General features: G+C 62.4%; 21 protein-coding genes. 8 read left to right on the forward strand and 13 right to left on the reverse strand.

Annotated elements, in window-relative coordinates; translation table 11 throughout:
- Positions 1–43 precede the first annotated feature (43 nt).
- From B2Y33_RS08435 to cspD, 10 genes are all read right to left on the reverse strand, one after another.
- A complete protein-coding gene (locus tag B2Y33_RS08435; protein ID WP_125922519.1) occupies positions 44–1417 on the reverse strand; it encodes a glutamine synthetase family protein in 1374 nt (457 codons plus the stop codon).
- An 81-nt stretch (positions 1418–1498) separates the two neighbouring features.
- Complete coding sequence (locus B2Y33_RS08440) at positions 1499–3469, reverse strand: DNA topoisomerase III (protein ID WP_125922532.1); 1971 nt, start codon at positions 3467–3469, stop codon at positions 1499–1501.
- A 298-nt stretch (positions 3470–3767) separates the two neighbouring features.
- The gene (locus tag B2Y33_RS08445; protein ID WP_027916195.1) at positions 3768–4202 is read right to left on the reverse strand and encodes a GNAT family N-acetyltransferase; all 435 of its coding nucleotides are present in this window, start codon (positions 4200–4202) and stop codon (positions 3768–3770) included.
- Entirely contained in the window at positions 4195–5361 is a 1167-nt protein-coding gene (locus B2Y33_RS08450; protein ID WP_028686537.1) for a cupin domain-containing protein, read from the reverse strand. The genes B2Y33_RS08445 and B2Y33_RS08450 overlap by 8 nt, the downstream gene beginning before the upstream one ends.
- A gap of 81 nt (positions 5362–5442) precedes the next feature.
- The gene (gene purB / locus B2Y33_RS08455; protein ID WP_206405409.1) at positions 5443–6813 is read right to left on the reverse strand and encodes an adenylosuccinate lyase; all 1371 of its coding nucleotides are present in this window, start codon (positions 6811–6813) and stop codon (positions 5443–5445) included.
- Positions 6814–7086: 273 nt separating this feature from the next.
- On the reverse strand, positions 7087–7713 hold the full coding sequence (hflD, locus tag B2Y33_RS08460) for a high frequency lysogenization protein HflD (RefSeq protein WP_027916192.1): 627 nt from the start codon (positions 7711–7713) through the stop codon (positions 7087–7089).
- Entirely contained in the window at positions 7710–8834 is a 1125-nt protein-coding gene (gene mnmA, locus B2Y33_RS08465; protein ID WP_027916191.1) for a tRNA 2-thiouridine(34) synthase MnmA, read from the reverse strand. Before mnmA ends, hflD begins: the two co-directional genes overlap by 4 nt.
- 58 nt (positions 8835–8892) lie before the next feature.
- Complete coding sequence (locus B2Y33_RS08470) at positions 8893–9333, reverse strand: NUDIX hydrolase (protein ID WP_206405408.1); 441 nt, start codon at positions 9331–9333, stop codon at positions 8893–8895.
- Positions 9334–9428: 95 nt separating this feature from the next.
- Positions 9429–11654 (reverse strand): NADP-dependent isocitrate dehydrogenase, encoded by a 2226-nt coding sequence (locus B2Y33_RS08475; RefSeq protein ID WP_027916189.1) that lies wholly within the window; start codon positions 11652–11654, stop codon positions 9429–9431.
- Between the two features lie 462 nt (positions 11655–12116).
- Positions 12117–12374, reverse strand: a complete 258-nt coding sequence (gene cspD, locus B2Y33_RS08480) for a cold shock domain-containing protein CspD (RefSeq protein WP_206405428.1) — start codon at positions 12372–12374, stop codon at positions 12117–12119.
- Positions 12375–12603: 229 nt separating this feature from the next.
- Between cspD and clpS the strand changes: the two genes are divergently transcribed.
- Both clpS and clpA read left to right on the forward strand, forming a co-directional pair.
- A complete protein-coding gene (gene clpS, locus B2Y33_RS08485; protein WP_023534830.1) occupies positions 12604–12966 on the forward strand; it encodes an ATP-dependent Clp protease adapter ClpS in 363 nt (120 codons plus the stop codon).
- Positions 12967–12996: 30 nt separating this feature from the next.
- Entirely contained in the window at positions 12997–15267 is a 2271-nt protein-coding gene (gene clpA, locus B2Y33_RS08490) for an ATP-dependent Clp protease ATP-binding subunit ClpA (RefSeq protein WP_023534842.1), read from the forward strand.
- A gap of 86 nt (positions 15268–15353) precedes the next feature.
- On the opposite strand, the gene infA is transcribed toward clpA, so the two are convergent.
- From infA to aat, 3 genes are all read right to left on the reverse strand, one after another.
- Positions 15354–15572 carry a translation initiation factor IF-1 gene (infA, locus tag B2Y33_RS08495; RefSeq protein WP_002553999.1) on the reverse strand — a complete coding sequence of 73 codons (219 nt, stop codon included), beginning with the start codon at positions 15570–15572 and terminating at the stop codon, positions 15354–15356.
- 101 nt (positions 15573–15673) lie between these two features.
- Positions 15674–16381 carry an arginyltransferase gene (locus tag B2Y33_RS08500; protein WP_027916187.1) on the reverse strand — a complete coding sequence of 236 codons (708 nt, stop codon included), beginning with the start codon at positions 16379–16381 and terminating at the stop codon, positions 15674–15676.
- Between the two features lie 56 nt (positions 16382–16437).
- Positions 16438–17118, reverse strand: a complete 681-nt coding sequence (gene aat, locus B2Y33_RS08505; protein ID WP_027916186.1) for a leucyl/phenylalanyl-tRNA--protein transferase — start codon at positions 17116–17118, stop codon at positions 16438–16440.
- A gap of 443 nt (positions 17119–17561) precedes the next feature.
- Between aat and B2Y33_RS08510 the strand changes: the two genes are divergently transcribed.
- The 6 genes from B2Y33_RS08510 (at position 17562) to cysG (ending at position 25214) form a co-directional block, all read left to right on the forward strand.
- Positions 17562–20117: a DNA translocase FtsK gene (locus B2Y33_RS08510; RefSeq protein ID WP_178102866.1), complete on the forward strand. Its 2556-nt coding sequence runs from the start codon at positions 17562–17564 to the stop codon at positions 20115–20117.
- A gap of 62 nt (positions 20118–20179) precedes the next feature.
- Positions 20180–20803: an outer membrane lipoprotein chaperone LolA gene (lolA, locus tag B2Y33_RS08515; RefSeq protein WP_027916184.1), complete on the forward strand. Its 624-nt coding sequence runs from the start codon at positions 20180–20182 to the stop codon at positions 20801–20803.
- Between the two features lie 12 nt (positions 20804–20815).
- On the forward strand, positions 20816–22141 hold the full coding sequence (locus B2Y33_RS08520) for a replication-associated recombination protein A (RefSeq protein ID WP_027916183.1): 1326 nt from the start codon (positions 20816–20818) through the stop codon (positions 22139–22141).
- A complete protein-coding gene (crcB, locus tag B2Y33_RS08525; RefSeq protein ID WP_027916182.1) occupies positions 22138–22512 on the forward strand; it encodes a fluoride efflux transporter CrcB in 375 nt (124 codons plus the stop codon). The genes B2Y33_RS08520 and crcB overlap by 4 nt, the downstream gene beginning before the upstream one ends.
- 29 nt (positions 22513–22541) lie before the next feature.
- Positions 22542–23822, forward strand: coding sequence for a serine--tRNA ligase (serS, locus tag B2Y33_RS08530; RefSeq protein WP_206405407.1), 1281 nt, complete (start codon positions 22542–22544; stop codon positions 23820–23822).
- Entirely contained in the window at positions 23823–25214 is a 1392-nt protein-coding gene (gene cysG, locus B2Y33_RS08535) for a siroheme synthase CysG (protein WP_288632833.1), read from the forward strand.
- Positions 25215–25306: the final 92 nt, after the last annotated feature.

Here is a 25306-nt window from a genome sequence, read left to right on the forward strand (position 1 = left end):
GGGTATCGATCAAGGGACCCGCGCCAGCGTCACCTGGCTGTGATCACAAAAACCAGCGGTACTCCCGAGCATTGATCTCCTGCATAAACGCCAAGTGGTCCTGGCGCTTGTTCTCGCAATACACCCTGACGAATTCGGCCCCCAAGCCTTCGATAACCGCAGGCGCGTGCTGCATGGCCGTTACTGCGCTGAGCATGTCCTTGGGAAAGTCGATGCCGCTGGAGCGGTTTTCGTTCAACGGTGCGATAGGGTCCTGCGCGGCGTCGAGGCCCTGTTCCAGACCGCACAGGATGGCGGCCAGCACCAGGTAGGGGTTGGCATCGGCGCCGGCCAGGCGATGTTCGATGCGCAGGTTGCGGGCATCGGATTCTGGAATGCGAATACAGGCATCGCGGTCTTCGTATCCCCAGCTGGCCCGGCTGGCGGCGTTGACCATGGCGCCATAACGGCGGAAGGCATTGTGGTTGGCGGCGAAGATCGGCATGCACTGAGGCAGCAGAGACAGGCATCCGGCTACCGCCTGGCGCAGCGGACGCTGGCCATCGGCGGCCAGCAGGTTGTTGCCCCCCTCGTCATACAGGCTGACATGCACATGCATGCCGCTGCCGGGCGCATGCAAGTAAGGTTTGCTCATGAACGAGGCGCGGTGGCCGTGCTTGCGTGCGACACCGCGCGTACTACGGCTGAACAACGCCGCCCAGTCTGCCGCTTGCAGCCCATCGTTGCAGTGTCCGAAGTTGATCTCGAACTGGCCTGGCCCCAGCTCGGCGGTGATGACGTTAGCATCCACGCCTTGCACATTGGCTGTGGCAACCATGTCATGCAGTACCTCTGCGAAGCGGCTCAAGCGCTCGATGTGCAAGTTGGGCTGGTCGTCTTCATCGGCGCTCAGAGGATCGCGGGGAAACTGTGGCAGGCCCGCTGTGAGCGCGCGGTCGAACAGGTAGAACTCCAGCTCGAACGCCACGACTGGATGAATGCCGCGGCGTGCCAGGCGTTGCAGAACCCGCGCCAGCACCTCTCGGGGTTCGAACGCGATGGGGGCTGGCGTTGCGTCGCTGCTGATCAGCATCTGCCCCAAGGGGTGCGCTTCCCATGTGACGGGCTTCAACGTGCCGGGCACCAGCCGGCGCAGGGCGTCAGGGTCGCCGTCGTTGAAGCAGTAGTCGCCGATCTGGAACAGGCCACCCTGGGTGCCAAGGAGCACTGCGTTCTGGGGCAGTTTGAGCGGGCTGCCGGCGGCGACCTTCTCAAGCATGTCGATCGGGTAGCGCTTGCCGTAAAAGTGGCCTGGGATGTCGAGGCTGATAAGGTCGACATGGCGCACGCCGGGATACTGGGCACGAAAGGCGCGAACCTCAGCGAGTACGTCCGGGAAGCTCGTTTGGGCAGGCGTGCGTTCCAAGTCCGGGCTCATGGGCAACTCCACAGGCGAATAGATCCAGGGAAATGTAGCAGAGGCCGCCCAATCCGCCCGCTGTAGCCTGCATCCACAGGCTCAGGTGGACTTCTTCCTCGGTTGCCTGGCTTTACCTGCGCCACCTTTGGCACCTGCTGCCTTGCCTGAACTTGACCGGACCTTGCCGCCGCTTCTGCGCTTTTTCTTCCAAGGCGGGGCAGCGCCCGCCGCCGGGCCGGTAATGGTCATGCGCAGACCGCTGCAACGTTCTACCAGCTTGCCCATCCAGGCCGATTGCCGGGCCACGAATTCCTCCAGACTCATGTCGCCGCTTTGCACCATGTCCAGTGCTTGCTCCCAGATGGCAGTGGTGCCGGGGTCGGCGATAGCACGGGGGACAGCGTCTATCAGGCTGAAGGCAGCAGGCGTTGCTGCCAGGGCCTTGCCGTTCTTGACCAGGTAGCCCCGGTCCAGCAGGCCCTGGATGATGCTGGCACGGGTGGCTTCGGTACCGATCCCAGTGGTTTCCTTGAGCTTTTGTTTGAGCCGAGGGTCGTCCACCAGCTTGGCCACGTTCTTCATGGCCTTGATCAGGTCGCCTTCGGTAAAGGGCTTGGGGGGTTGGGTCCACAGGTCTTTGAGCTGGACATCCTGGACCGAGCACGCTTGGCCTTCGCGCAACACCGGGAGTACCTGGGGCGGGGCGGCTTCGCGACCCTTGGCCGGCGTCAAGGCCTCCGGCAGGGCGCGACGCCAGCCCGGCTCGACGATCTGCTTGCCCACGGCGCGCAAGGCATGGCCTGCGCAGTCGAAGTCGGCCTGGGTGCGGTCGTACTCATGGTGAGGTAGAAACTGCGCCAGGTAGCGCGCGCGGATCAGGGTATACACAGACTTGTGCTTGGCCGGCAGGCGCCCTGGGTCGCTGGCGGCGACCGTCGGTATGATGCCATGGTGGGCACTGACCTTGGCATCGTTCCAGGCGCGTGAACGGCGCTGGGGTTGCAGATGAGGTTGCAAGGGCGCCAGGCTGGCATCAGCCCGCTGTAGCGCCGCAAGAATGGCGGGCGCTTCCCCATGCTGGCTCATCGGCAGGTAACCGCAGTCGCTGCGCGGGTAGGTAATCAGCTTGTGAGTCTCGTACAGCGCCTGGGCGATATCCAGGGTTTCCTGGGCGCCGAGGCCGAACTTCTTCGAGCACAGCTCTTGCAGAGTACCGAGGTCAAAGGGCAGGGGCGCGGCTTCGCGCACCCGTTCCGTTGCGACTTTCACGGCCTGGGCAACGCCGGCCTGCTCGATGGCAGCGGCCGCTTGCTGCGCCAACGCCTGGTTAAGGCACCGACCCTGGTCGTCGCAGACGTCCTCCGGCGCCCGCCACTGGGCCATGAACGCCTGGTTGGCATGACTTAGACGCACGTCGATGGCCCAGAAGGGCACGGGCACGAACTGTGCGATGCTGCGGTCTCGATCTACCACCAGGCGCAGGGTCGGCGTTTGCACGCGACCCACTGGTAGTACGCCCTGGTAGCCGGATTGACGACCGAGCAGGGTGAACAGTCGGCTCATGTTCATCCCGATCAGCCAGTCGGCTCGTGAACGGCCCAGCGCCGAGTGATAAAGGTTGAAGGTCTCATGCCCCGGCAGCAGGCGGGCCAGGGCCTTGCGAATCGACGCATCATCGAGCGCGGACAACCACAGGCGTTGCACCGGGCCACGGTAGCGACAGTGTTCGACCAACTCGCGAGCAATCATTTCGCCTTCGCGGTCGGCATCGGTCGCGATGATCAGCTCGCGGGCCTCTCCCAGCAGGCGCTTGACCGCCTTGTACTGGCTGGCGGTCTTGGGTTTGACCAGCATTTTCCATTGTTGCGGGATAATCGGCAGGTCGGCCAGGTTCCAGCGCTTGTAGCGCTCGTCATAGCTGTCGGGTGGGGCCGTTTCCAGCAGGTGGCCAATGCACCAGGTCACGCACACGTCGGTGCCTTGCCAACAGCCATCGCCTTTGCGATTGGCGCCGAGCACTTTGGCGATGTCTTTTGCCTGGGAGGGTTTTTCACACAGAAACAGCCGCATGACCATTGACGCTTCATCGATGGAGATGAGCGCTAGGATGCGGGTGCGCAACGAAGTAGGCAAGTTTTATGTGGATGGATGTACAGTGCGAGGCGTATCCGGATGTGCCGGTGATGTGAGCCGGCACAGGATCGGTACGTTAGCAGCGCGATTGAATACGGCTAACGGTCAGCCTGTCGCCGGCAAGCCGGCGCCTGACGGGGACGTGTACGCGCGTGAGCTTGAACCGCTCCTGTGGGGACAAGAGCGGCGGTCGCGCCGGCATGCCGGGGTCAGATGCGAACAGGCCTGGCACGCTTCAAGAAGGCAAGTGCGACTCGCGCACCATGTCTACGTGAGGGATGCCGGCCTCGAGGAACTCTTCGCTGACCACTTTGAAACCCAGCCGCTCGTAGAACGGTGTGGCGTGCACCTGCGCGCTGAGGCGTTGAGGCTTAAGGTCACGGGCCTGCGCTTCGGCGATGACGGCATTGACCAGTGCGTCGCCCACTTTCAGGCCGCGCCAGTCCTTGAGCACCGAGATTCGGCCGATGGTGCCATCGGCGAGCAAGCGTGCGGTGCCGATCGGGTAGTCGCCCTCCAGTGCCAGGAAGTGCAAGGCATCCTGGTCTTCGGAGTCGAATTCCAGTTCGACCGGTATGTGCTGCTCGGCGACGAACACTGCCTCACGGATGCGGCGAATGTCGGCGTTGTCCTTGACCCAATCGGCCAGGCGCACCCGAATCTTATTCATCGGCAAAACCCAGGCTACCTTGCTTGACCAACTGCTGGATCAGCATCAATGCATCTTCATCCTGCAGCCACTGGCCGAGGTTCTCGCTGTGCAGGGCGTCGGCAGCGCACACCAGCTTGAGCAGGTCGCGCAGCTTTCCAGGCAGCGGGCAGCTACGGCCGCTGGCAAAGAGCAGCAGGTCGCTGTCGAACTCGGACCAGGCCATGCGGGCGCTCGGGTTGCGGATCAGGATGGCGCCCTGCTGCAAGGCATTGAGCAACTCCTGCTCGGACAACTCCTCGCCAACGATCTGCTCGGGGTAACGCGGCTCGGTCATGAACTGGCCGAACCAGGTCAACAGCAGGTCCTTGTCACCCATGTGCTTGTCCAGCAGCGCCTTGAGGCGGTCCAGGGCATCATGCTGGATCTGATGAGGGTCGCTGACTGGCTGTGCATCGGCGTCGCTGTAGCGCTCTTCGTCCGGCAGGAACTGGCCGAGGAAGTCGGTGAAGTGAGTGAGCACTTCGGCGGCGCTCGGTGCGCGGAAACCGACCGAGTAGGTGAGGCAGTCGTCCACGGCAACGCCATAGTGAGCCAGGCGCGGCGGCAGGTAAAGCATGTCGCCAGGCTCCAGGGTCCACTCGTCACTTTGCTCGAAATCGGCCAGGATGCGCAGGTCGCTGTGCTCGAGCAGGGCGCTGTCGCTGTCGCACATCTGCCCGATCTTCCAGTTACGCTGCCCTTGGCCTTGCAGCAGGAACACGTCGTAGTTGTCGAAGTGCGGGCCCACGCTACCGCCTGGGGTAGCGAAGCTGATCATGACGTCGTCGATACGCCAGCTGGGCAGGAAGCGGAAGTTTTCCAGCAACTCTGCCACTTCCGGCACGAACTGGTCGACGGCTTGTACCAGCAACGTCCAGTCTTTTTCCGGCAGCTCGGCAAACGTGTCCTCGTTGAACGGACCGCGGCGCATTTCCCACGGGTGTGCGCCGTGCTCGAGCACGATACGGGACTCGACTTCCTCTTCCAGCGCCAGACCAGCCAGCTCGTCCGGATCGATGGGGCTGATGAAATCGGGGAATGCCTGGCGCACCAGCAGCGGCTTTTTCTGCCAGTAGTCGCGCATGAATTCACGGGCTGTAATGCCGCCCAGCAGCTGCAGTGGAGTATCAGGATTCATCTTCAACCTATTGAAAAAACGTAATTTTCAGACGGGAATAAAAACGCCCGGCCAGGCCGGGCGTTGGGCGCAGAGCGCGCGTTAGACGCGTTTTGCCTGCGCAGCCGCGTTACCGATGTAGGTAGCGGGCGTGAGTTGCTTGAGTTCGGCCTTGGCCTCGGCGGGCATGTCCAGCCCATCGATGAAGCTCAGCAGAGCATCCGGGGTGATGCCCTTGCCGCGGGTCAGCTCCTTGAGCTTCTCGTAGGGGTTCTCGATGTTGAATCGACGCATCACGGTCTGGATCGGCTCGGCCAGCACTTCCCAGCAGGCATTCAGATCGGCCGCGATACGGGCGTGGTTCACTTCGAGCTTGCCGATGCCTTTGAGGCTGGCTTCATACGCGATGACGCTGTGGGCAAAGCCCACGCCCAGGTTGCGCAGCACGGTGGAGTCGGTCAGGTCACGCTGCCAGCGCGAAACCGGCAGCTTGCTGGCCAGGTGCTGGAACAGGGCGTTGGCGATGCCCAGGTTGCCTTCGGAGTTTTCGAAGTCGATGGGGTTGACCTTGTGCGGCATGGTCGAGGAGCCGATTTCGCCGGCAACGGTCTTCTGCTTGAAGTAGCCCAGCGAAATGTAGCCCCACACGTCCCGATCGAAATCGATGAGGATGGTGTTGAAGCGCGCTATGGCGTCGAACAGCTCGGCAATGTAGTCGTGCGGCTCGATCTGAGTCGTGTAGGGGTTGAACTGCAAGCCCAGCTCGTCTTCGATGAAGGCGCGGGCGTTCTGCTCCCAATCGATCTGCGAATAGGCCGACAGGTGGGCGTTGTAGTTGCCCACGGCGCCGTTGATCTTGCCCAGCAGCGGCACGGCAGCGACTTGGGCGATCTGGCGTTCCAGACGGTACACGACGTTGGCCAGCTCCTTGCCGAGGGTAGTCGGGGAGGCAGGCTGACCATGGGTGCGCGAGAGCATCGGCACATCGGCATGGGCGTGGGCCAGGGCGCGAATGGCGTCGGCGATCTGACGCATCAGCGGCAACAGCACCTCGTCACGACCGGCGCGCAGCATCAGGGCGTGGGACAGGTTGTTGATGTCCTCGCTGGTGCAGGCGAAGTGGATGAATTCGCTGACCTTGGCCAGCTCAGGCAGCTGGGCGGCCTGCTCCTTGAGGAGGTATTCGATCGCCTTGACGTCGTGGTTGGTGGTGCGCTCGATTTCTTTGACGCGCTCGGCGTGCTCGAGCTTGAAATCGGTGGCCAGGTTGTCCAGCAGCGCGTTGGCTTCGGCGGAGAACGCCGGCACTTCGCTGATCTGCGGGTGGGCGGCCAGGCGCTGCAACCAGCGCACTTCGACCAGGGCGCGGAAACGGATCAGGCCGAATTCGCTGAAGATGGGGCGCAAGGCCTGGGTTTTGCCGGCGTAACGGCCGTCTACAGGGGAAACCGCAGTGAGCGAAGAAAGCTGCATGGGGTGTTCTCGGACAGTCAGGCTTTTGGAGGGCGCATATCATACATTAAAAATGCGCTGGAGTCGGGGGGCTGACCAAAGGTTGCTTCAATCTGCTCGGTTTGCTGAGCGGGCGCTGCACCGATCTGGTGGCGGAGCAACGCCATTGACTGATCTCTGTCAGCTCGCGTCGGGGCTGCCGTGCAGCCCGTCGGGGCACAAGGCCCCTCCTGCAAGGAATGTGGTCAGCCAGGCGCGTTCGCGTCTGTGCGCCCGAATGTGTGAGGCTGGGTTTCAGGGCGCTGTGCGCATCATGTCGTACAGCTCGTTGAGCAATTTGCGTCGGCTGAACACCAGCTGCCAGCGGTGCCCACCGAGCTGGCGCCATAGCCGTGCAGCGCGGATACCGGCCAGCAGCAGGGCGCGGATCTTGGAGGCGTTGTTGGGCTGCTGCAGGAAGCGCATGTCGCCGTGCACCTGGATGCGCTGACGCAAGGTGCTCAAGGTGTCTTGGTACAGCGCGCCGCTCGACGCGATGACGTTCTCGTGCACCAGGCCGAAGTGATCGGCCTGGGACTGGATCTGCGGCAGGCGGTTACCGATGGTCTCGAGCAGGTCGCCGCGCTTGTTCAGCTGCCGTTCCAGGCCCAGCATCGACAAGGCATAACGCAAAGGCTCGCGCTGCAGGCTGCTGGGGTCGCGCTCCAATGCCCCGACCAGCGCGCGGTAACCGTCGCGCAAGTTCAGGTCATCGCCACCGAAGACCTCCAGCGTATCCTTGGGATCACGCACCAGCAGGCTGCCCAGCATGCAGCCGATATCAGCTTCGCTGGCCTGCCCGGTACGGGCGATACGGTCCACCAGCACGGCTGCCTGGAATACGCCGCCCAGCGCGATCAACTGTTCCTGCACGCGGTTCACGAGCGTGGGCTCCACGGCTCGGCTGCTTCGATCACGCCACCGCCCAGGCACACCTCGCCGTCATAGAACACCACCGACTGGCCAGGGGTAACTGCGCGCTGCGGCTCGTCGAAGACGGCCCGATAACCGGTGGCCGTACGGTGCAGGGTGCACTGCTGGTCGTGTTGTCGGTAGCGAACCTTGGCAGTGAGCTGGCGCGGGCTATCGAGGTCGACCGGGTTCACCCAGAAGATTTCGGAGGCCAGCAGGGCGCGGGAGAACAACCAGGGGTGTTCATTGCCCTGGCCGACCACGAGCACATTGCGCGTCAGGTCCTTGTGCAGCACGTACCAAGGCTCGTCCCCAGCATCCTTCAGGCCGCCGATACCCAGGCCCTGGCGCTGGCCGATGGTGTGGTACATGAGGCCATGATGACGACCGATCACTTCACCGTCGGTGGTTTCGATGTCGCCGGGTTGGGCCGGCAGGTATTGCTTGAGGAAGTCGCTGAAACGTCGCTCACCGATAAAGCAGATGCCGGTGGAGTCTTTCTTCTTGGCCGTGGCCAGGCCGTGTTTCTCGGCAATGGCGCGCACCTCGGGTTTTTCCAGCTCGCCCACCGGGAACAAGGTGCGGGCAATTTCCTTGCCGCCCACGGCATGTAGGAAATAGCTCTGGTCCTTGTTCGGGTCCAGGCCTTTGAGCAGCTGGGTCAGTTCGCCGGTGTCGCGGCGGCGAACATAGTGACCGGTGGCGATCAGGTCGGCGCCCAGGGACAGGGCATAGTCCAGGAAGGCCTTGAACTTGATCTCGCGGTTGCAAAGGATGTCGGGGTTCGGGGTGCGGCCGGCCTTGTATTCCTCAAGGAAGTGCTCGAACACGTTGTCCCAGTACTCGGCCGCGAAATTGGCGGTGTGCAGGGTGATGCCGATGCGGTCGCAAACCGCTTGGGCATCTGCCAGGTCTTCACGGGCCGTGCAGTATTCGGTGCCGTCGTCCTCTTCCCAGTTCTTCATGAACAGCCCTTCCACCTGGTAACCCTGCTCCATGAGCAGAAGGGCGGAGACGGAAGAGTCCACGCCGCCGGACATGCCGACGATGACGCGGGTCTTGGCGGGGTCTTTGAGTGCTGGGCTGGTCATGGTTACCGATGTAGATCAAGAGGAAAAACGCCGATACTACCAAACCCGCAGCGGCGCGTCAGTCGCGCAGCAGGTCAAGGCTGTGCAGCGGGCCCTGCAGGTAGTCGTCAAGGCAGCGAGGCACCAGTTCACTGCGCCAGCGCGCCGGATCGGCGAGCAGCTCGTCACGGGTCAGCCACATGGCGCGCTCGATATCGCTGTCCAGGGGGCTGTCGACGCGATGCCGGACAGGGCGGGCGGCAAAGCAGATGCGCTGGTAGGTCACGCCGTTGCTCGGCGCCGTATACAGGTAAATACCCACCAGCCCGGTCAGCTCCACCTCCCAGGCCGTTTCTTCCAGGGTTTCACGCAGCGCCGCCTGGGCCAGGGTTTCATTGGGTTCGAGGTGGCCGGCAGGTTGGTTGAAGACGTGTCGCCCGGCCTTGAACTCTTCGACGAACAGAAACCTGCCGTTGTCTTCGACAACGGTGGCGACGGTGATATGAGGGTGCCAGGTCATGCAGTGCTCCAGGGTGAGCGAGTTGGCCGTTGTGCGGCCCAGAAAGCACGAACCCCGGTGCGTGGCCGGGGTTCGTGGGTTACGTCAAGCGAGCCTTACAGGGCGGCGATGGCGCTGTTCAGGGTCTGGCTTGGGCGCATGACCTTGGCCGTCAGGTCGGCGTCAGGGGCATAGTAGCCACCAATGTCCACTGGCTTGCCTTGAACAGCGTTGAGTTCGGCAACGATTTTTTCTTCGTTGTCGCTCAAAGCCTTGGCCAGAGGGGCAAAGCGAGCTTTCAGGGCTGCATCGTCGTCCTGGGCGGCCAGTGCTTGTGCCCAATACAGGGTCAGGTAGAAATGGCTGCCGCGGTTGTCGATGCCGCCGACCTTGCGCGAAGGCGACTTGTTGGTGTCCAGGAACTTGCCGGTTGCCTGGTCCAGCGTCTGGGCCAGCACCTTGGCGCGTGGGTTCTCGTAGGTGTTGCCCAAGTGCTCCAGGGAAGCGGCCAGGGCCAGGAATTCACCCAGCGAGTCCCAGCGCAGGAAGTTCTCTTCTACCAACTGCTGCACGTGCTTGGGGGCCGAGCCGCCAGCGCCGGTTTCGAACAGGCCACCGCCATTCATCAGCGGCACGATCGACAGCATCTTGGCGCTGGTGCCCAGTTCCATGATCGGGAACAGGTCGGTGAGGTAGTCGCGCAGCACGTTGCCGGTCACCGAGATGGTGTCCTTGCCTTCGCGGATGCGAGCCAGGGAGAACTTGATGGCCTCGACCGGGGACATGATGCGGATATCGAGGCCGGACGTGTCGTGGTCCTTGAGGTAGGTCTGCACCTTCTCGATCATGGCGCTGTCGTGGGCGCGAGCCGGGTCCAGCCAGAACACGGCCGGGGTATCGCTCAGGCGGGCGCGGTTGACGGCCAGCTTGACCCAGTCCTGGATGGGTGCATCCTTGACCTGGCACATGCGGAAGATGTCACCTGCTTCGACCTTCTGTTCCAGCACCAGGTTGCCCTTGGTGTCGACAACGCGCACGACGCCATCGGTCTTGATCTGGAAAGTCTTGTCGTGGGAGCCGTATTCCTCGGCTTTCTGCGCCATCAGGCCAACGTTCGGCACGCTGCCCATGGTGGTCGGGTCGAAGGCGCCATTGGCCTTGCAGTCTTCGATGGTGGCCTGGTAGATGCCAGCGTAGCAGCGGTCCGGGATGATCGCCTTGGCGTCCTGCAGCTCGCCGGCGCTGTTCCACATCTTGCCCGAATCACGAATCATGGCCGGCATCGAGGCATCGACGATCACATCGCTCGGCACGTGCAGGTTGGTGATGCCTTTATCTGAGTTGACCATCGCCAGGGCAGGGCGCTCGGCGTACAAGGCCTGGATGTCCGCTTCGATTTCGGCTTGCTTCTCGGCGGGCAGGTCCTTGATGCGGGCGTACAGGTCGCCGATGCCGTTGTTGGCATTGAAGCCGACTTCGGCCAGGGCGGCCGCGTGCTTGGCTAGTACATCGTTATAGAATTCTTCGACGATGACGCCGAACATGATCGGGTCGGAAACCTTCATCATGGTCGCTTTGAGGTGCACCGACATCAGCACGCCCGATGCCTTGGCGTCGGCAATCTGCTCGGCGACGAAGGCCTTGAGGGCCTTGCGGCTCATGGTGGCGCAGTCGATGATTTCAGCTGCCTTGACGGCGGTTTTCTCTTTCAGGACGGTGGTGGTGCCGTCGGCGCCGACCAGCTCGATGCGCAGGCTGTCGTCAGCCTCGATCAGTGCAGCCTTCTCGCTGCCGTAGAAGTCGCCCTGGCTCATGTGAGCCACGTGCGACTTGGAGTCGGCCGCCCAGGCGCCCATCTTGTGAGGGTGCTTGCGTGCGTAGTTCTTGACCGACAGCGGTGCGCGGCGGTCGGAGTTGCCTTCGCGCAGGACCGGGTTCACGGCCGAACCCTTGATGCGGTCGTAGCGGGCGCGCGATTCCTTTTCCTCGGCGGTGGCCGGTTCGTCGGCGTAGTCCGGGATGTTGAAGCCCTTGCCTTGCAGCTCCTTGATCGCGGCCTTGAGCTGCGGTACCGAGGCGCTGATGTTCGGCAGCTTGATGATGTTGGCTTCAGGGGTGGTGGCCAGTTGGCCCAGTTCCGCCAGGTGATCGCCTACCTGTTTTTCTGCGCCGAGTTGCTCCGGGAAGGCTGCAAGGATACGGCCTGCCAGGGAGATGTCGCGGGTTTCGACGGCAATGTCAGCGCAAGCGGTGAAGGCTTCGATGATCGGCAGCAGCGAGTAGGTGGCGAGGGCAGGAGCTTCGTCGGTGAAGGTATAGATGATCTTGGAACGGGTGGGCATGCGGGCTAACTCTCTGTGTGCTGAGCGTGCTCGAGTCTCGTGGTGCACCGGGTAGGCACACCGCCCTGGCAGCGCCATGGGCGGAAAGTCGAGAGGCTGCGAGCTGTGATGGTGGATGCATCAGTCGAGCGTCAAGTGCCGAGCTGCGGTAACAACCCGGGCTTAGTGGCCTGAGATGGCCTGGGACGGTCCGCATTTTCCTAGGGATCGCCCCGGTGACCCTGCGGTCGCGGGGCAGTATATCAAACCAATCAGCCTAATCATCAAGACTGAGTGATATCGGCCCATTTATAAGACCAAAGACGTAGCGACAATGTGACCGGTTGTCGCATGCGGCAGCCTCGCGGGTCGTGCAGAAGCGGAGGGAGGTCTTGATAACAGAGTTGTAACTTCATGCGTACAGATAGGCCGCACGCTGGTGGTCGACACACGTGCGATCCTTCAAGGATGGACGTACCGGCGTCACGCACTCACAGTGGCGGCCAGTGTCGAATCAGGTAGCAGCGCCTGGGCAGCCTCTTGGGTGCGGATATTGACAGCGTGCAGGCCTTTGGGGCCTTGAATGACATCGAAATGAACTGCCTGCCCCGCCTTGAGGGTCTTGTAGCCGTCCATCTGGATAGCGGAAAAGTGGGCGAAGAGGTCTTCGCTCTTGCCATCCTCGACCACGAACCCATACCCTTTGGCGTTGTTGAACCACTTGACTTTACCGTTTGCCATCCCTATGTCCCTCTGCAAGGACTCCATCACTGGAGTATCATCCACATCATCCGCCAATGAGCCTTCGAAAAAATCGGGCTGGTTGCGCGGATCTTTATTGACCACGGTGTGTTCCTATTGGTTGTAACACCGTTTTGCCGATAGTCAAGGTCATGCAGCGGCCAGGCCGTATCGCTTGCTGCAGGGTCAACCCATAACCTTATCCTGTCGATGTGATGAAATTCTTTCCATGCATGCACACAGCCAGATTCGACTAACATTCAATCAGGATCGCCCTCAATCCAACGAGGACGATGGCGCTGGTCTGGCGGTTCAGGAAGCCAAGCCGATCCTGCAGGCGCCACCTATGTACAAGGTGGTTTTGTTCAACGATGACTACACGCCGATGGATTTCGTCGTCGAAGTGCTCGAAACGTTCTTCAATCTGAACCGCGAGCTGGCGACCAAGATCATGCTGACCGTCCATACCGAGGGGCGGGCAGTATGCGGATTGTTTACCCGCGACATCGCCGAAACGAAGGCCATGCAGGTCAACCAATACGCCAGGGAAAGCCAGCATCCGCTACTCTGTGAAATCGAGAAGGACGGTTAATCGCCGACCACTTGGGTATGAGGTGAAGCTATGTTAAACCGCGAGCTCGAAGTCACCCTCAATCTTGCCTTCAAGGAGGCCCGTTCGAAGCGTCATGAGTTCATGACGGTCGAGCATCTGCTGCTGGCTCTCCTTGACAATGAGGCTGCCGCGACCGTTCTGCGCGCCTGTGGCGCCAATCTCGACAAGCTCAAGCATGATCTGCAAGAGTTCATCGATTCTACGACCCCTTTGATTCCCGTCAGCGACGAAGACCGCGAGACTCAGCCGACCCTGGGCTTCCAGCGTGTGCTGCAGCGTGCCGTGTTCCATGTCCAGAGCTCCGGCAAGCGCGAGGTTACCGGTGCCAATGTGCTGGTGGCGATCTTCAGCGAACAGGAAAGCCAGGCTGTGTTCCTGCTCAAGCAGCAGAGCGTGGCCCGCATCGATGTGGTCAATTACATTGCCCACGGCATCTCCAAGGTGCCCGGCCATGGGCCGCATTCAGACAGCGACCAGGAGATGCCGGACGATGAGGGCGGTGAAACCACCTCTTCGAGCAATCCATTGGACGCCTACGCCAGCAACCTCAACGAGTTGGCCCGCGCCGGGCGTATCGACCCGTTGGTTGGGCGCGAGCAGGAAGTCGAGCGCGTGGCACAGATCCTCGCCCGTCGCCGCAAGAACAATCCCCTGCTGGTAGGTGAGGCCGGCGTGGGTAAAACAGCCATTGCCGAAGGTTTGGCCAAGCGCATCGTCGACGGTCAGGTGCCCGATCTGCTGGCCCAGAGCGTGGTCTATTCACTCGACCTGGGTGCTTTGCTGGCCGGTACCAAATACCGCGGCGACTTCGAGAAGCGCTTCAAGGCGCTGCTCGGTGAACTGCGCAAGCGGCCACAGGCCATCCTGTTCATCGACGAAATCCATACCATCATTGGTGCCGGCGCAGCGTCTGGCGGTGTCATGGATGCCTCCAACCTGCTCAAGCCATTGTTGTCGTCGGGCGAAATACGCTGCATCGGTTCCACGACGTTCCAGGAGTTTCGTGGCATCTTCGAGAAGGACCGGGCGCTGGCGCGGCGCTTCCAGAAGGTCGATGTGAGCGAGCCTTCCGTGGAGGACACCGTCGGTATCCTGCGCGGCCTCAAAGGGCGCTTCGAAAGCCATCACAACATCGAGTACAGCGACGAGGCGCTGCGTGCAGCGGCAGAGCTGGCCTCGCGCTACATCAATGACCGGCACATGCCCGACAAGGCCATCGACGTCATCGACGAAGCCGGCGCCTACCAGCGCCTGCAGCCTGAGGCCAATCGCGTTAAGCGAATCGACGTGCCTCAGGTCGAGGACATCGTCGCCAAGATCGCCCGTATTCCGCCCAAGCATGTCAGCAGTTCCGACAAGGAGCTGCTGCGTAACCTGGAGCGGGATCTGAAGCTGACCGTGTTCGGTCAGGACGCGGCCATCGACTCGCTGGCGACCGCCATCAAGCTGTCGCGCGCAGGGCTCAAGTCGCCTGACAAGCCTGTCGGTTCGTTCCTGTTCGCCGGCCCTACCGGCGTGGGCAAGACCGAGGCAGCGCGTCAGTTGGCCAAGGCGCTGGGTGTCGAGTTGGTGCGTTTCGACATGTCCGAATACATGGAGCGTCACACCGTGTCGCGCCTGATCGGTGCGCCGCCTGGCTACGTCGGGTTCGACCAGGGCGGTCTGTTGACCGAAGCCATCACCAAGCAGCCGCACTGCGTGTTGCTGCTCGATGAGATCGAGAAGGCCCACCCGGAAGTCTTCAACCTGCTGTTGCAGGTCATGGACCACGGGACCTTGACCGACAACAACGGGCGCAAGGCCGACTTCCGCAACGTGATCCTGATCATGACCACCAACGCGGGCGCTGAAACCGCTGCGCGAGCGTCCATCGGCTTTACCCACCAGGACCATGCGTCCGATGCCATGGAAGTTATCCGCAAGAGCTTCACGCCGGAGTTCCGCAACCGCCTGGATACCATCATCCAGTTCGGCCGTCTGAGCACCGAGACCATCAAGAGTATCGTCGACAAGTTCCTCATCGAACTGCAGGCGCAACTTGAGGACAAGCGTGTGCTTCTGGAGGTCAGCGACGCGGCACGTGGCTGGCTGGCGGTGTCGGGCTACGACGTGCAGATGGGTGCGCGGCCGATGGGTCGACTGATTCAGGACAAGATCAAGCGGCCTCTGGCCGAGGAGATTTTGTTCGGCGAATTGGCCGAGCACGGCGGGGTGGTGCACGTGGACCTGCGCGATGGCGAACTGGTCTTCGACTACGAGACCACTGCCGAAGTGGCGTAAGCCTCGGGGGCCGCAATGCGGCCCCTTCCTGACCCAGGCAGGCACAAAAAAGCCCGGCAGATGCCGGGCTTTTTCATGGCTGGAGCTTAGCGCGCACGGTACGTGATGCGGCCCTTGCTCAGGTCATACGGCGTCAGCTCGACGCGAACCTTGTCGCCAGTGAGAATACGGATGTAGTTCTTGCGCATCTTTCCAGAGATGTGCGCGGTTACGACGTGCCCGTTTTCCAACTCCACGCGGAACATGGTGTTGGGCAGGGTGTCGACGACAGTGCCTTCCATTTCGAAGCTGTCTTCTTTCGACATGCAGTAGAGCCCTCGGATCCAGTGTTGGCCCGACGCATAACCGCACCGGGCAAAAAAGTGGCGTGGATTATGCCCGAAAACTGTGTGTCAAGCCAATGCTTTCAGTTGAGGGCAACCCAACGCTGGTTTATCAACAACTCGATAGGCCGATACTGCGTCTTGTAGTTCATTTTCTTGCAGTTCTTGATCCAGTAGCCAAGATACACGCCGTCCAGATCGAGCCGCAACGCCTCGCCGATCTGCCAGAGGATGGCAAACCTGCCCAGGCTGCGGCGCTCCTCATCAGGCTCGTAGAAGGTGTACACGGCAGACAGGCCATTGGGCAGCAAGTCGCAGACGGCGACTGCCAGCAGTCGCCCGCTGGCGCGAAATTCGTAGAACCAGCAGAACGGCAATTGGCGCACCAGAAACGTGGAGAACTGATCACGGCTGGGTGGATACATGTCTCCATCGGCATGACGTGCCTCGATGTAGCGCCGGTACAGGTCGAAATACTCTTCCTTGAAGGCAGGGCGTGCAGCCGTCACCGTCACATCGGCGTTGCGCTTGAGAATCCGACGCTGCTGCCGGCTGGGCACAAACCGTGCTGGCGGTATGCGCGCAGGCACGCATGCATTGCAGTTCTGGCAATGAGGGCGATAAAGGTGATCGCCACTGCGGCGAAACCCCATCTCCGACAGGTCGGCGTACACGTTCACGTCCATGGGCTGGCTGGGGTCCAGGAACAACGTGGTGGCCTGCTCGTCGGGGAGGTAACTGCAGGAGTGGGGTTGAGTGGCATAAAACTTCAACCGCGCCAGCTCTGTCATGATCAACCCCTTCGGTGAGACTTTGCCTAAGTGTAAGCCAGGTGTGAAAAACGCGCCTAGCAAACCCATGTGGCGGTGTTGGGCTGATCGAGGTGGCGGGCCAGGTAGCCTGCGAATTCGCGGCGACTGATGGCGTGAGCGCCCAGGCTTTGCAGGTGATCGGTCGGCATCTGGCAGTCGATCAGCACGAAGCCGGCTGCTTCCAGGTGTCGGACCAACGTCACGAAGCCCACCTTCGAGGCATTGTCCGCGCGACTGAACATGGATTCCCCGAAAAACAGCTGCCCCATGGCCAGGCCATACAGGCCGCCGACCAGTTCACCGTCCTGACGAACTTCGACCGAATGGGCAATGCCGCGCGCGTGCAGTTCGCAGTAGGCCATGCGCATGGGGTCGGTGATCCAGGTGCCGTTTGTATAATCGCGCGGCGCCGCGCAGGCTGCGATCACCGCGGCGAAGTCGGTGTCGAAGCTGACCTGGTAGCGGCCTTGGCGCATCCACTTGGCCAAGGAGCGCGACACGTGCAATCGGGCAGGCACCAGCACGGTGCGCGGGTCGGGCGACCACCACAGGATCGGCTGGCCATCCTGGTACCACGGGAAGCAGCCATGGCGGTAAGCCTGAACAAGCCGTTCGGGCGTCAGGTCGCCGCCTGCGGCGAGTAGGCCGTTGGGCTCTTGCAGGGCGCGGTCCAGCGCAGGGAAGGTCAAGGAATCGCGTTTCAGCCAGGTCAACATGGTCGGTCATGCGGTAGGGGAGGGGAGTGGCCAGCATGGCGCGATGGGGAAATGGGGTCAATCGCTTCACGGCCGCAGGTGGGCGATACGTGATCGCCCACTCCACAAGCAATCGGGTTGCTTCCGCTGAATGGCGGGCCTGGACAGGGCCGTTGTAGGCAGTGTCCCGCAGCCATTCAGGCAATTTCGGATACATTGCAGCTACGGCCGGCACCATCAGCCACATTTGCTGTCACACCTGTGCAAAAACACAGCATAAGCCTTTGTCACAGAAGACAATGCGTGCTCAAATTGCAGCTATTGGAAAGTCGCCCCCGGCCAGATCCCCAGACGGCGTGCCGCCATGGCGGCTGGCGGGCAGTAATGTTAAAAGTAGTGATCCGTTGGCTTCGGCCCTGGCCGATCACTATTGGACGCGCACCATGCGCAGGAATAGACGCGTTTTGAAGAAATCCACCGCAACCCCAGCTCCCTTGCCCGTGCCCCTGTGGCGGCAGCAGCTGCACTATCGCCTCAAGGAGGGTGCGCTGATCGCTGTCGGCGCCCTGTGCCTGTACCTGTGGATGGCGCTGCTGACCTACGACACCTCGGACCCGGCCTTCAGCCACACCGCCACCGTCGACCAGGTGCAGAATGCCGCCGGGCGAGCCGGTGCCTATTTCGCCGATATCCTGTTCATGGTGCTGGGCTACTTCGCCTACATCTTCCCATTGCTGCTGGCGATCAAGACCTGGCAGATTTTCCGTCAGCGCCACCAGCCCTGGGACTGGAGCGGCTGGTTGTTCTCCTGGCGATTGATAGGCCTGATATTCCTGGTGCTGTCCGGGGCTGCGCTGGCCCATATCCACTTTCATCCGCCGGCAAGCATCCCGTTCTCGGCCGGCGGCGCCCTGGGCGAAAGCCTGGGCGATCTGGCTCGCAACTTCCTGAACGTGCAGGGCAGCACCCTGATGTTCATCGCCCTGTTCCTGTTCGGGCTGACGGTGTTCACCGACCTGTCGTGGTTCAAGGTCATGGACATGACCGGCAAGATCACGCTGGATCTGCTGGAACTGGTGCAGGGCGCGGCCTCGCGCTGGTGGGAGGCGCGTAACGAACGCAAGCGCCTGGAAGCGCAGCTGCGCGAGGATGAGCCCGTCGTCAAGGCCAAGCCTGTGGCGCCCGAACCACGTGAGCCGGCCAAGCCTGCTCTGCGCGAGCGCTTGTTCAAGCGCGAGCCTGCGTCTGCTCAGCCCGAGCCGCGCGAGCCGACCCTGGGCGGTGAGCCTGTGACGATGCGCGACTCGGTCGCGCGTGAACCGGTTGCGCGTGACCCAGGGGTGCAGCGTGAACCTGTGATCACACGCGAACCGGCAGCGGCGCGGCCTTCGGCGCCTGCGCCTGTAGCCGCCCCGGCCCTGATCTCCAATATCGTGCCACCGTCGGCCGCCAAGGCGCCTGAGCCAGTCAAGCGCATTGCCAGAGAAACCCCGGCGCCGCAATTCATCGACAGCGCAGTGGAAGGCACCTTGCCGCCGATTTCCATCCTGGACCCGGCTGAACAGAAAAAAATCGAGTATTCCCCCGAGTCCCTGGCGGGCGTTGGCCAATTGCTGGAAATCAAGCTCAAGGAGTTTGGTGTCGAAGTGGCGGTGGATTCCATTCACCCAGGGCCTGTGATCACCCGGTACGAAATCCAGCCGGCTGCCGGTGTCAAAGTGAGCCGTATCGCCAACCTTGCCAAGGACCTGGCGCGTTCGCTGGCCGTGACCAGCGTGCGGGTGGTCGAGGTGATTCCGGGCAAGACCACTGTGGGTATCGAGATTCCCAACGAAAACCGCCAGATGGTGCGTTTCTCCGAAGTGCTCGCCACCCCGCAATACGACGAACAGAAGTCGCCGGTCACCCTGGCCCTGGGCCACGATATCGGCGGCAAGCCGGTCATCACCGACCTTGCAAAGATGCCGCACTTGCTGGTGGCGGGTACGACCGGCTCGGGTAAGTCGGTGGGCGTGAACGCGATGATTCTGTCGATCCTGTTCAAATCCAGCCCCGAAGACGCGCGCCTGATCATGATCGACCCGAAAATGCTCGAGCTGTCGATCTACGAAGGCATCCCACACTTGTTGTGCCCCGTGGTCACCGACATGAAGGACGCGGCCAATGCCCTGCGCTGGAGCGTGGCGGAAATGGAGCGGCGCTACAAATTGATGGCCGCCATGGGCGTGCGCAACCTGGCGGGCTTCAACCGCAAGGTCAAGGATGCCCAGGAAGCCGGCGAAATCATTCACGACCCGCTGTATCGCCGCGAAAGCATGGAGGATGAGCCGCCTGCCCTGAAGACGCTGCCGACCATCGTGGTAGTGGTGGACGAATTCGCCGACATGATGATGATCGTCGGCAAGAAGGTCGAGGAACTGATCGCGCGCATCGCGCAGAAGGCGCGGGCTGCCGGTATTCACTTGATCCTGGCGACCCAGCGACCGTCGGTGGATGTGATCACCGGTCTGATCAAGGCCAACATCCCGACGCGCATGGCGTTCCAGGTGTCGAGCAAGATCGACTCGCGTACCATCATCGACCAGGGCGGTGCCGAGCAACTGCTGGGCCACGGTGACATGCTGTACATGCCGCCTGGCACCAGCCTGCCGATTCGGGTCCATGGCGCATTCGTGTCCGATGACGAAGTGCACCGGGTGGTCGAGGCGTGGAAACAGCGCGGTGCCCCTGACTACAACGACGACATCCTCAACGGTGTCGAAGAAGCCGGCAGCGGCTTTGAAGGTAGCAGTGGCGGTGGCGATGGCGACGATTCCGAAAGCGATGCGCTGTACGACGAAGCCGTACAGTTCGTGCTCGAGAGCCGCCGCGCGTCCATTTCGGCCGTACAACGCAAGCTAAAGATCGGCTACAACCGGGCGGCCCGCATGATCGAAGCCATGGAAATGGCTGGCGTGGTGACTCCGATGAACAGCAACGGCTCGCGGGAAGTGATCGCCCCGGGCGGCCCGCGCGATTGATATCACCCTGCCGGGCGCCAACGGTGGTGTCCGGCCCCCTTCAACGCTTAATGAGGATTCCCATGCGCGCTATTCGCATGCTGTTGGTTTCGGCCCTTGCCCTGGGCCCGGTCTCGGCGTTCGCCGGCGAGCAGGATGTCCAGCGCCTGACCCAGTTGCTGGAAAAGTCGCAGACCATCGAAGCCAATTTCTCCCAGCTGACCCTGGATGCAGGCGGCACCAGCCTGCAGGAAACCACCGGCAAGATGACGGTCAAGCGCCCAGGCCTGTTCTACTGGCACACCAATGCGCCCCAGGAGCAGGTGGTGGTATCGGACGGTAAGAACGTCACCCTGTGGGACCCTGACCTTGAGCAGGCCACCGTCAAGAAACTCGACGTGCGTCTGAACCAGACGCCGGCGCTGCTGCTTTCCGGTGATGTGTCGAAGATCAGCCAAAGCTTCGATATCGTCTCCCGTGAGCAGGGCGATGTGATGGACTTTACCCTCAAGCCCAAGACCAAGGACACGCTGTTCGACTCGCTGCGTGTATCGTTCCGCAAGGGCCTGATCAATGACATGCAGCTGATCGACAGCGTTGGCCAGCGCACCAACATCCTGTTCAATGGGGTCAAGGCCAACCAGACGGTAGCGGACAGCACCTTCAAGTTCGACATCCCCAAAGGTGCGGACGTCATCAAGGAGTAACCAGAGCCAGTCATGGACCTGTTTAGAAGCGAACCTGTCGCCCAGCCCCTGGCCGCCCGTCTGCGCCCGTCCAACCTGGACGAGTATGTCGGCCAGGAGCACCTGCTTGCCCGCGGTAAACCGCTGCGTGAAGCACTGGAGCAGGGAGCGCTGCACTCCATGATCTTCTGGGGCCCGCCGGGGGTTGGTAAGACGACCCTGGCGCGGCTGCTGGCGCAATTTTGCGACGCGCATTTCGAAACGGTGTCGGCGGTACTGGCCGGCGTGAAGGAAATCCGCCAGGCGGTGGAAGTGGCCAAGCAGCAGGCCGGCCAGTACGGGCGCCGTACCATCCTGTTCGTCGACGAAGTGCACCGGTTCAACAAGTCTCAGCAGGATGCCTTCCTGCCCTTCGTGGAAGACGGCACCTTGCTGTTCATCGGTGCTACCACCGAAAACCCGTCTTTTGAATTGAACAACGCGCTGTTGTCACGGGCGCGTGTCTACGTGCTCAAGAGCCTGGACGAGCCCGCGCTGCGCAAGCTGGTGGACCGCGCCCTGACCGAGGAGCGGGGGCTTGGCAAACGCAACCTGCGCGTTGGCGACAAGGCCTTCGACATGCTGAGGGCCGCCGCCGATGGTGACGGGCGACGCATGCTCAATTTCCTGGAAAATGCCGCTGACCTGGCCGAAGACGGCAGTGAAATCGACGTTGATCTGCTGCAAAGCCTGCTTGGAGACAGCCGTCGCCGGTTCGACAAGGGCGGGGAGGCGTTCTATGACCAGATATCAGCGCTGCATAAATCCGTGCGGGGTTCGGACCCTGACGCGGCGCTCTACTGGTTTGCACGCATGCTCGATGGCGGCTGCGACCCCCTCTACATTGCGCGCCGGGTCGTGCGCATGGCCAGTGAGGACATCGGCAACGCCGACCCCCGCGCCTTGAGCCTGTGCCTGGCAGCATGGGACGTGCAGGAGCGGCTGGGCAGCCCCGAAGGTGAACTGGCAGTGGCACAGGCCATTACCTACATCGCTTGCGCTCCGAAGAGCAATGCCGTTTACATGGGCTTCAAGACCGCCCTGCGCGAAGCGGCGGAGCACGGTTCGCTGGAGGTGCCGCTGCACTTGCGCAACGCGCCGACTAAGCTCATGAAGCAGCTGGGTTACGGCGATGAGTACCGCTATGCCCACGACGAACCGGATGCCTACGCAGCCGGTGAAGACTACTTTCCGGAGGCGCTGGAGCCGCGCCAGTATTACCAACCGGTGCCGCGCGGGCTCGAGCTCAAGATTGGCGAAAAGCTCCGGCACCTGGCCGAGCTTGATCGCAGCAGTCCGCGACAGCGGAGAAAACCATGATTACGCTGATCGCCGCCGTCAGTGCCGGTGGTATCGCCGGTACCCTGTTGCGCTTTGCCGCAGGCAATTGGGTCGTCGCCCACTGGCCGCGACACTTCTATATAGGTACGCTTGCCGTCAACTTGGTGGGCTGCTTGTTGATCGGCCTGCTGTACGGCCTGTTCCTGCACAAACCCATGGTCCCGGCCGAGTTGCGGGCGGGTTTGATCGTGGGTTTTCTGGGCGGCCTGACCACGTTTTCCTCATTTTCGCTGGACACCGTACGCTTGCTGGAAAGCGGGCAGGTGCCTCTGGCGTTGGGTTATTCGGCCATCAGCGTCGTGGGCGGGCTGCTCGCGACCTGGGCGGGATTGTCCCTCACTCGATTCTGACCAACACCTACACATAACGAGAGAACGATATGCTCGATTCCAAACTGTTACGCGGCCAACTTCAGGAAGTGGCGGATCGCCTGGCCTTCCGTGGCTTTAGCCTGGATGTCGCGCGCATCGAATCACTGGAAGAGCGCCGCAAGGCGGTACAGACCCGTACCGAGCAACTGCAGGCCGAGCGTAATGCCCGTTCCAAATCCATCGGCCAGGCCAAAGCCAAGGGCGAAGACATTGCACCGCTGATGGCGGATGTGGAACGCATGGCCAATGAGCTGGCCGCCGGCAAAACCGAGCTCGACGGTATCCAGGCAGAGCTGGACAGCATCGTGCTGACCATCCCCAACCTGCCCGATGCCAGTGTGCCGGTCGGTGCCAGCGAAGACGAGAACGTCGAAGTGCGTCGCTGGGGCACCCCCAAGGCGTTCGATTTTGAAATCAAGGACCACGTCGCCCTGGGCGAAATCAGCGGTGGTCTGGACTTCGAGGCGGCGGCCAAGCTGTCTGGCGCGCGTTTTGCCGTGCTGCGCGGCCCGATTGCACGCCTGCACCGCGCACTGGCGCAGTTCATGATCAACCTGCACACCGGTGAGCACGGCTACGAGGAGCACTACACCCCGTATCTGGTGCAGGCGCCAGCCCTTCAGGGCACCGGCCAGCTGCCCAAGTTCGAGGAAGACCTGTTCAAGATCACCCGCGAAGGCGAGGCGGACTTCTACCTGATCCCGACCGCCGAGGTGTCGCTGACCAACCTGGTGGCTGGGGAAATTCTCGACGCCAAGCAACTGCCGCTCAAGTTCGTGGCGCACACACCGTGCTTCCGCAGTGAAGCCGGTGCCTCGGGCCGAGACACCCGCGGCATGATCCGCCAGCACCAGTTCGACAAGGTCGAGATGGTGCAGGTGGTGGAGCCCGGCAAGTCGATGGAAGCGCTCGAAGGCCTGACGGCCAATGCCGAGCGTGTGCTGCAACTGCTCGAGCTGCCGTACCGTGTGTTGGCCCTGTGCACCGGTGACATGGGCTTTAGCGCCGTCAAGACGTTTGACCTGGAAGTGTGGGTGCCCAGCCAGGACAAATACCGCGAGATCAGCTCGTGCTCCAACTGCGGCGACTTCCAGGCCCGCCGCATGCAAGCGCGCTGGCGCAACCCGGAAACCGGAAAGCCGGAGCTGGTGCACACCCTGAACGGCTCCGGTCTGGCCGTGGGCCGCACGCTGGTCGCGGTGCTGGAAAACTACCAGCAAGCCGACGGTTCGATCCGAGTACCCGAAGTGCTCAAGCCCTACATGGGCGGCGTTGAGGTGATCCGCTAAATGGACTACCTGCCGCTGTTCCACAAGCTGCAGGGCGCTTTGGTGCTGGTGGTTGGTGGTGGCGAGATCGCATTGCGCAAGGCGCGTCTGCTGGCCGATGCTGGCGCCGCGCTGCGCGTGGTGGCCCCGGAAATCGATGGCCAGCTGGCCAGCATGGCGCGCGAAGGCGGTGGCCAGGTCCTGGTGCGCGGTTACCAGCCGGGGGACCTCACAGGTTGCCGGCTGGTGATCGCCGCCACGGACGATCCTGGGCTCAATGCCCAGGTTTCGGCCGATGCCCAGGCCCTGAGTTTGCCGGTCAACGTGGTCGATGCGCCGGCGCTGTGCACGGTCATCTTCCCGGCCATCGTCGACCGCTCGCCTTTGGTGATAGCCGTGTCCAGCGGGGGCGATGCACCGGTCCTGGCACGCTTGATTCGGGCCAAGCTCGAAGCCTGGATTCCTGCTGCCTACGGTGAATTGGCCGGGTTGGCGGCGCGTTTCCGACACACCGTCAAGTCGTTGTACCCGGATGTGAACCAGCGCCGGGGTTTCTGGGAGACCGTCTTTCAGGGGCCGATTGCCGAACGCCAACTGGCCGGGCAGGGCGCAGAGGCCGAGCGGTTGTTGCAGGCGATGGTCGATGGCGCGCCGGTGCAGCAGGGCGGCGAAGTCTACCTGGTCGGTGCCGGCCCGGGTGACCCGGACTTGCTGACCTTCCGCGCGCTACGGTTGATGCAGCAGGCCGATGTGGTGCTGTACGACCGCCTGGTAGCGCCTGCGATCATCGACATGTGCCGTCGGGATGCCGAGCGCATTTATGTGGGCAAGCGTCGTGCAGAGCATGCCGTTCCCCAGGACCAGATCAACCGGTTATTGGTGGACCTTGCCCAGCAGGGCAAGCGGGTGCTGCGCCTGAAGGGTGGTGATCCGTTCATTTTCGGCCGTGGCGGCGAGGAGATCGAGGAGCTGGCCGAGCACAATATCCCGTTTCAAGTCGTGCCGGGCATCACCGCTGCCAGTGGTTGTGCCGCTTACGGCGGCATCCCGCTGACCCACCGCGATCATGCCCAGTCGGTGCGCTTTGTCACTGGGCACCTGAAGGACGGTAGCAGCAACTTGCCTTGGGACGACCTGGTCGCGCCTGCCCAGACGCTGGTGTTCTACATGGGCCTGGTCGGCTTGCCGACTATCTGCGAAGAACTTATCCGCCATGGGCGGGCAGCGAGCACCCCGGCCGCCTTGATGCAACAAGGCACGACGCGCAACCAGCGTGTGTTCACCGGCACCCTGGCCGACTTGCCCGCCCTGGTCGCACGCCACGAAGTGCATGCGCCTACCTTGGTGATCGTGGGTGAGGTGGTGCAGCTGCGTGAAAAGCTGGCGTGGTTCGAGGGGGCACAGCACGGTTGACAGTCTGCGGACGCTTTGGGGATGAGCGAGGCAGTTGTCCCTAACATCCGCAAGCTTGCAGATCGAGTCCACCCCCCCACCTGTGGGAGCGC

Source organism: Pseudomonas sp. UBA5666 (assembly GCF_002420785.1).
GTDB lineage: Bacteria > Pseudomonadota > Gammaproteobacteria > Pseudomonadales > Pseudomonadaceae > Aquipseudomonas > Aquipseudomonas fulva.

Bases quoted from the DNA above. Each gene is read 5' to 3' on its own strand.
- B2Y33_RS08435 (WP_125922519.1), bottom strand. From the start codon at position 1,417: ATGAGCCCGGACTTGGAACGCACGCCTGCCCAAACGAGCTTCCCGGAC.
- clpA (WP_023534842.1), top strand. From the start codon at position 12,997: ATGTTAAACCGCGAGCTCGAAGTCACCCTCAATCTTGCCTTCAAGGAG.
- B2Y33_RS08450 (WP_028686537.1), bottom strand. From the start codon at position 5,361: ATGAATCCTGATACTCCACTGCAGCTGCTGGGCGGCATTACAGCCCGT.
- B2Y33_RS08475 (WP_027916189.1), bottom strand. From the start codon at position 11,654: ATGCCCACCCGTTCCAAGATCATCTATACCTTCACCGACGAAGCTCCT.
- cspD (WP_206405428.1), bottom strand. From the start codon at position 12,374: ATGGCAAACGGTAAAGTCAAGTGGTTCAACAACGCCAAAGGGTATGGG.
- cysG (WP_288632833.1), top strand. From the start codon at position 23,823: ATGGACTACCTGCCGCTGTTCCACAAGCTGCAGGGCGCTTTGGTGCTG.
- infA (WP_002553999.1), bottom strand. From the start codon at position 15,572: ATGTCGAAAGAAGACAGCTTCGAAATGGAAGGCACTGTCGTCGACACC.
- B2Y33_RS08470 (WP_206405408.1), bottom strand. From the start codon at position 9,333: ATGACCTGGCACCCTCATATCACCGTCGCCACCGTTGTCGAAGACAAC.
- B2Y33_RS08445 (WP_027916195.1), bottom strand. From the start codon at position 4,202: ATGAATAAGATTCGGGTGCGCCTGGCCGATTGGGTCAAGGACAACGCC.
- aat (WP_027916186.1), bottom strand. From the start codon at position 17,118: ATGTTGACCTGGCTGAAACGCGATTCCTTGACCTTCCCTGCGCTGGAC.
- crcB (WP_027916182.1), top strand. From the start codon at position 22,138: ATGATTACGCTGATCGCCGCCGTCAGTGCCGGTGGTATCGCCGGTACC.
- B2Y33_RS08500 (WP_027916187.1), bottom strand. From the start codon at position 16,381: ATGACAGAGCTGGCGCGGTTGAAGTTTTATGCCACTCAACCCCACTCC.
- serS (WP_206405407.1), top strand. From the start codon at position 22,542: ATGCTCGATTCCAAACTGTTACGCGGCCAACTTCAGGAAGTGGCGGAT.
- clpS (WP_023534830.1), top strand. From the start codon at position 12,604: ATGCATGCACACAGCCAGATTCGACTAACATTCAATCAGGATCGCCCT.
- mnmA (WP_027916191.1), bottom strand. From the start codon at position 8,834: ATGACCAGCCCAGCACTCAAAGACCCCGCCAAGACCCGCGTCATCGTC.
- purB (WP_206405409.1), bottom strand. From the start codon at position 6,813: ATGCAGCTTTCTTCGCTCACTGCGGTTTCCCCTGTAGACGGCCGTTAC.
- B2Y33_RS08520 (WP_027916183.1), top strand. From the start codon at position 20,816: ATGGACCTGTTTAGAAGCGAACCTGTCGCCCAGCCCCTGGCCGCCCGT.
- B2Y33_RS08440 (WP_125922532.1), bottom strand. From the start codon at position 3,469: ATGCGGCTGTTTCTGTGTGAAAAACCCTCCCAGGCAAAAGACATCGCC.
- lolA (WP_027916184.1), top strand. From the start codon at position 20,180: ATGCGCGCTATTCGCATGCTGTTGGTTTCGGCCCTTGCCCTGGGCCCG.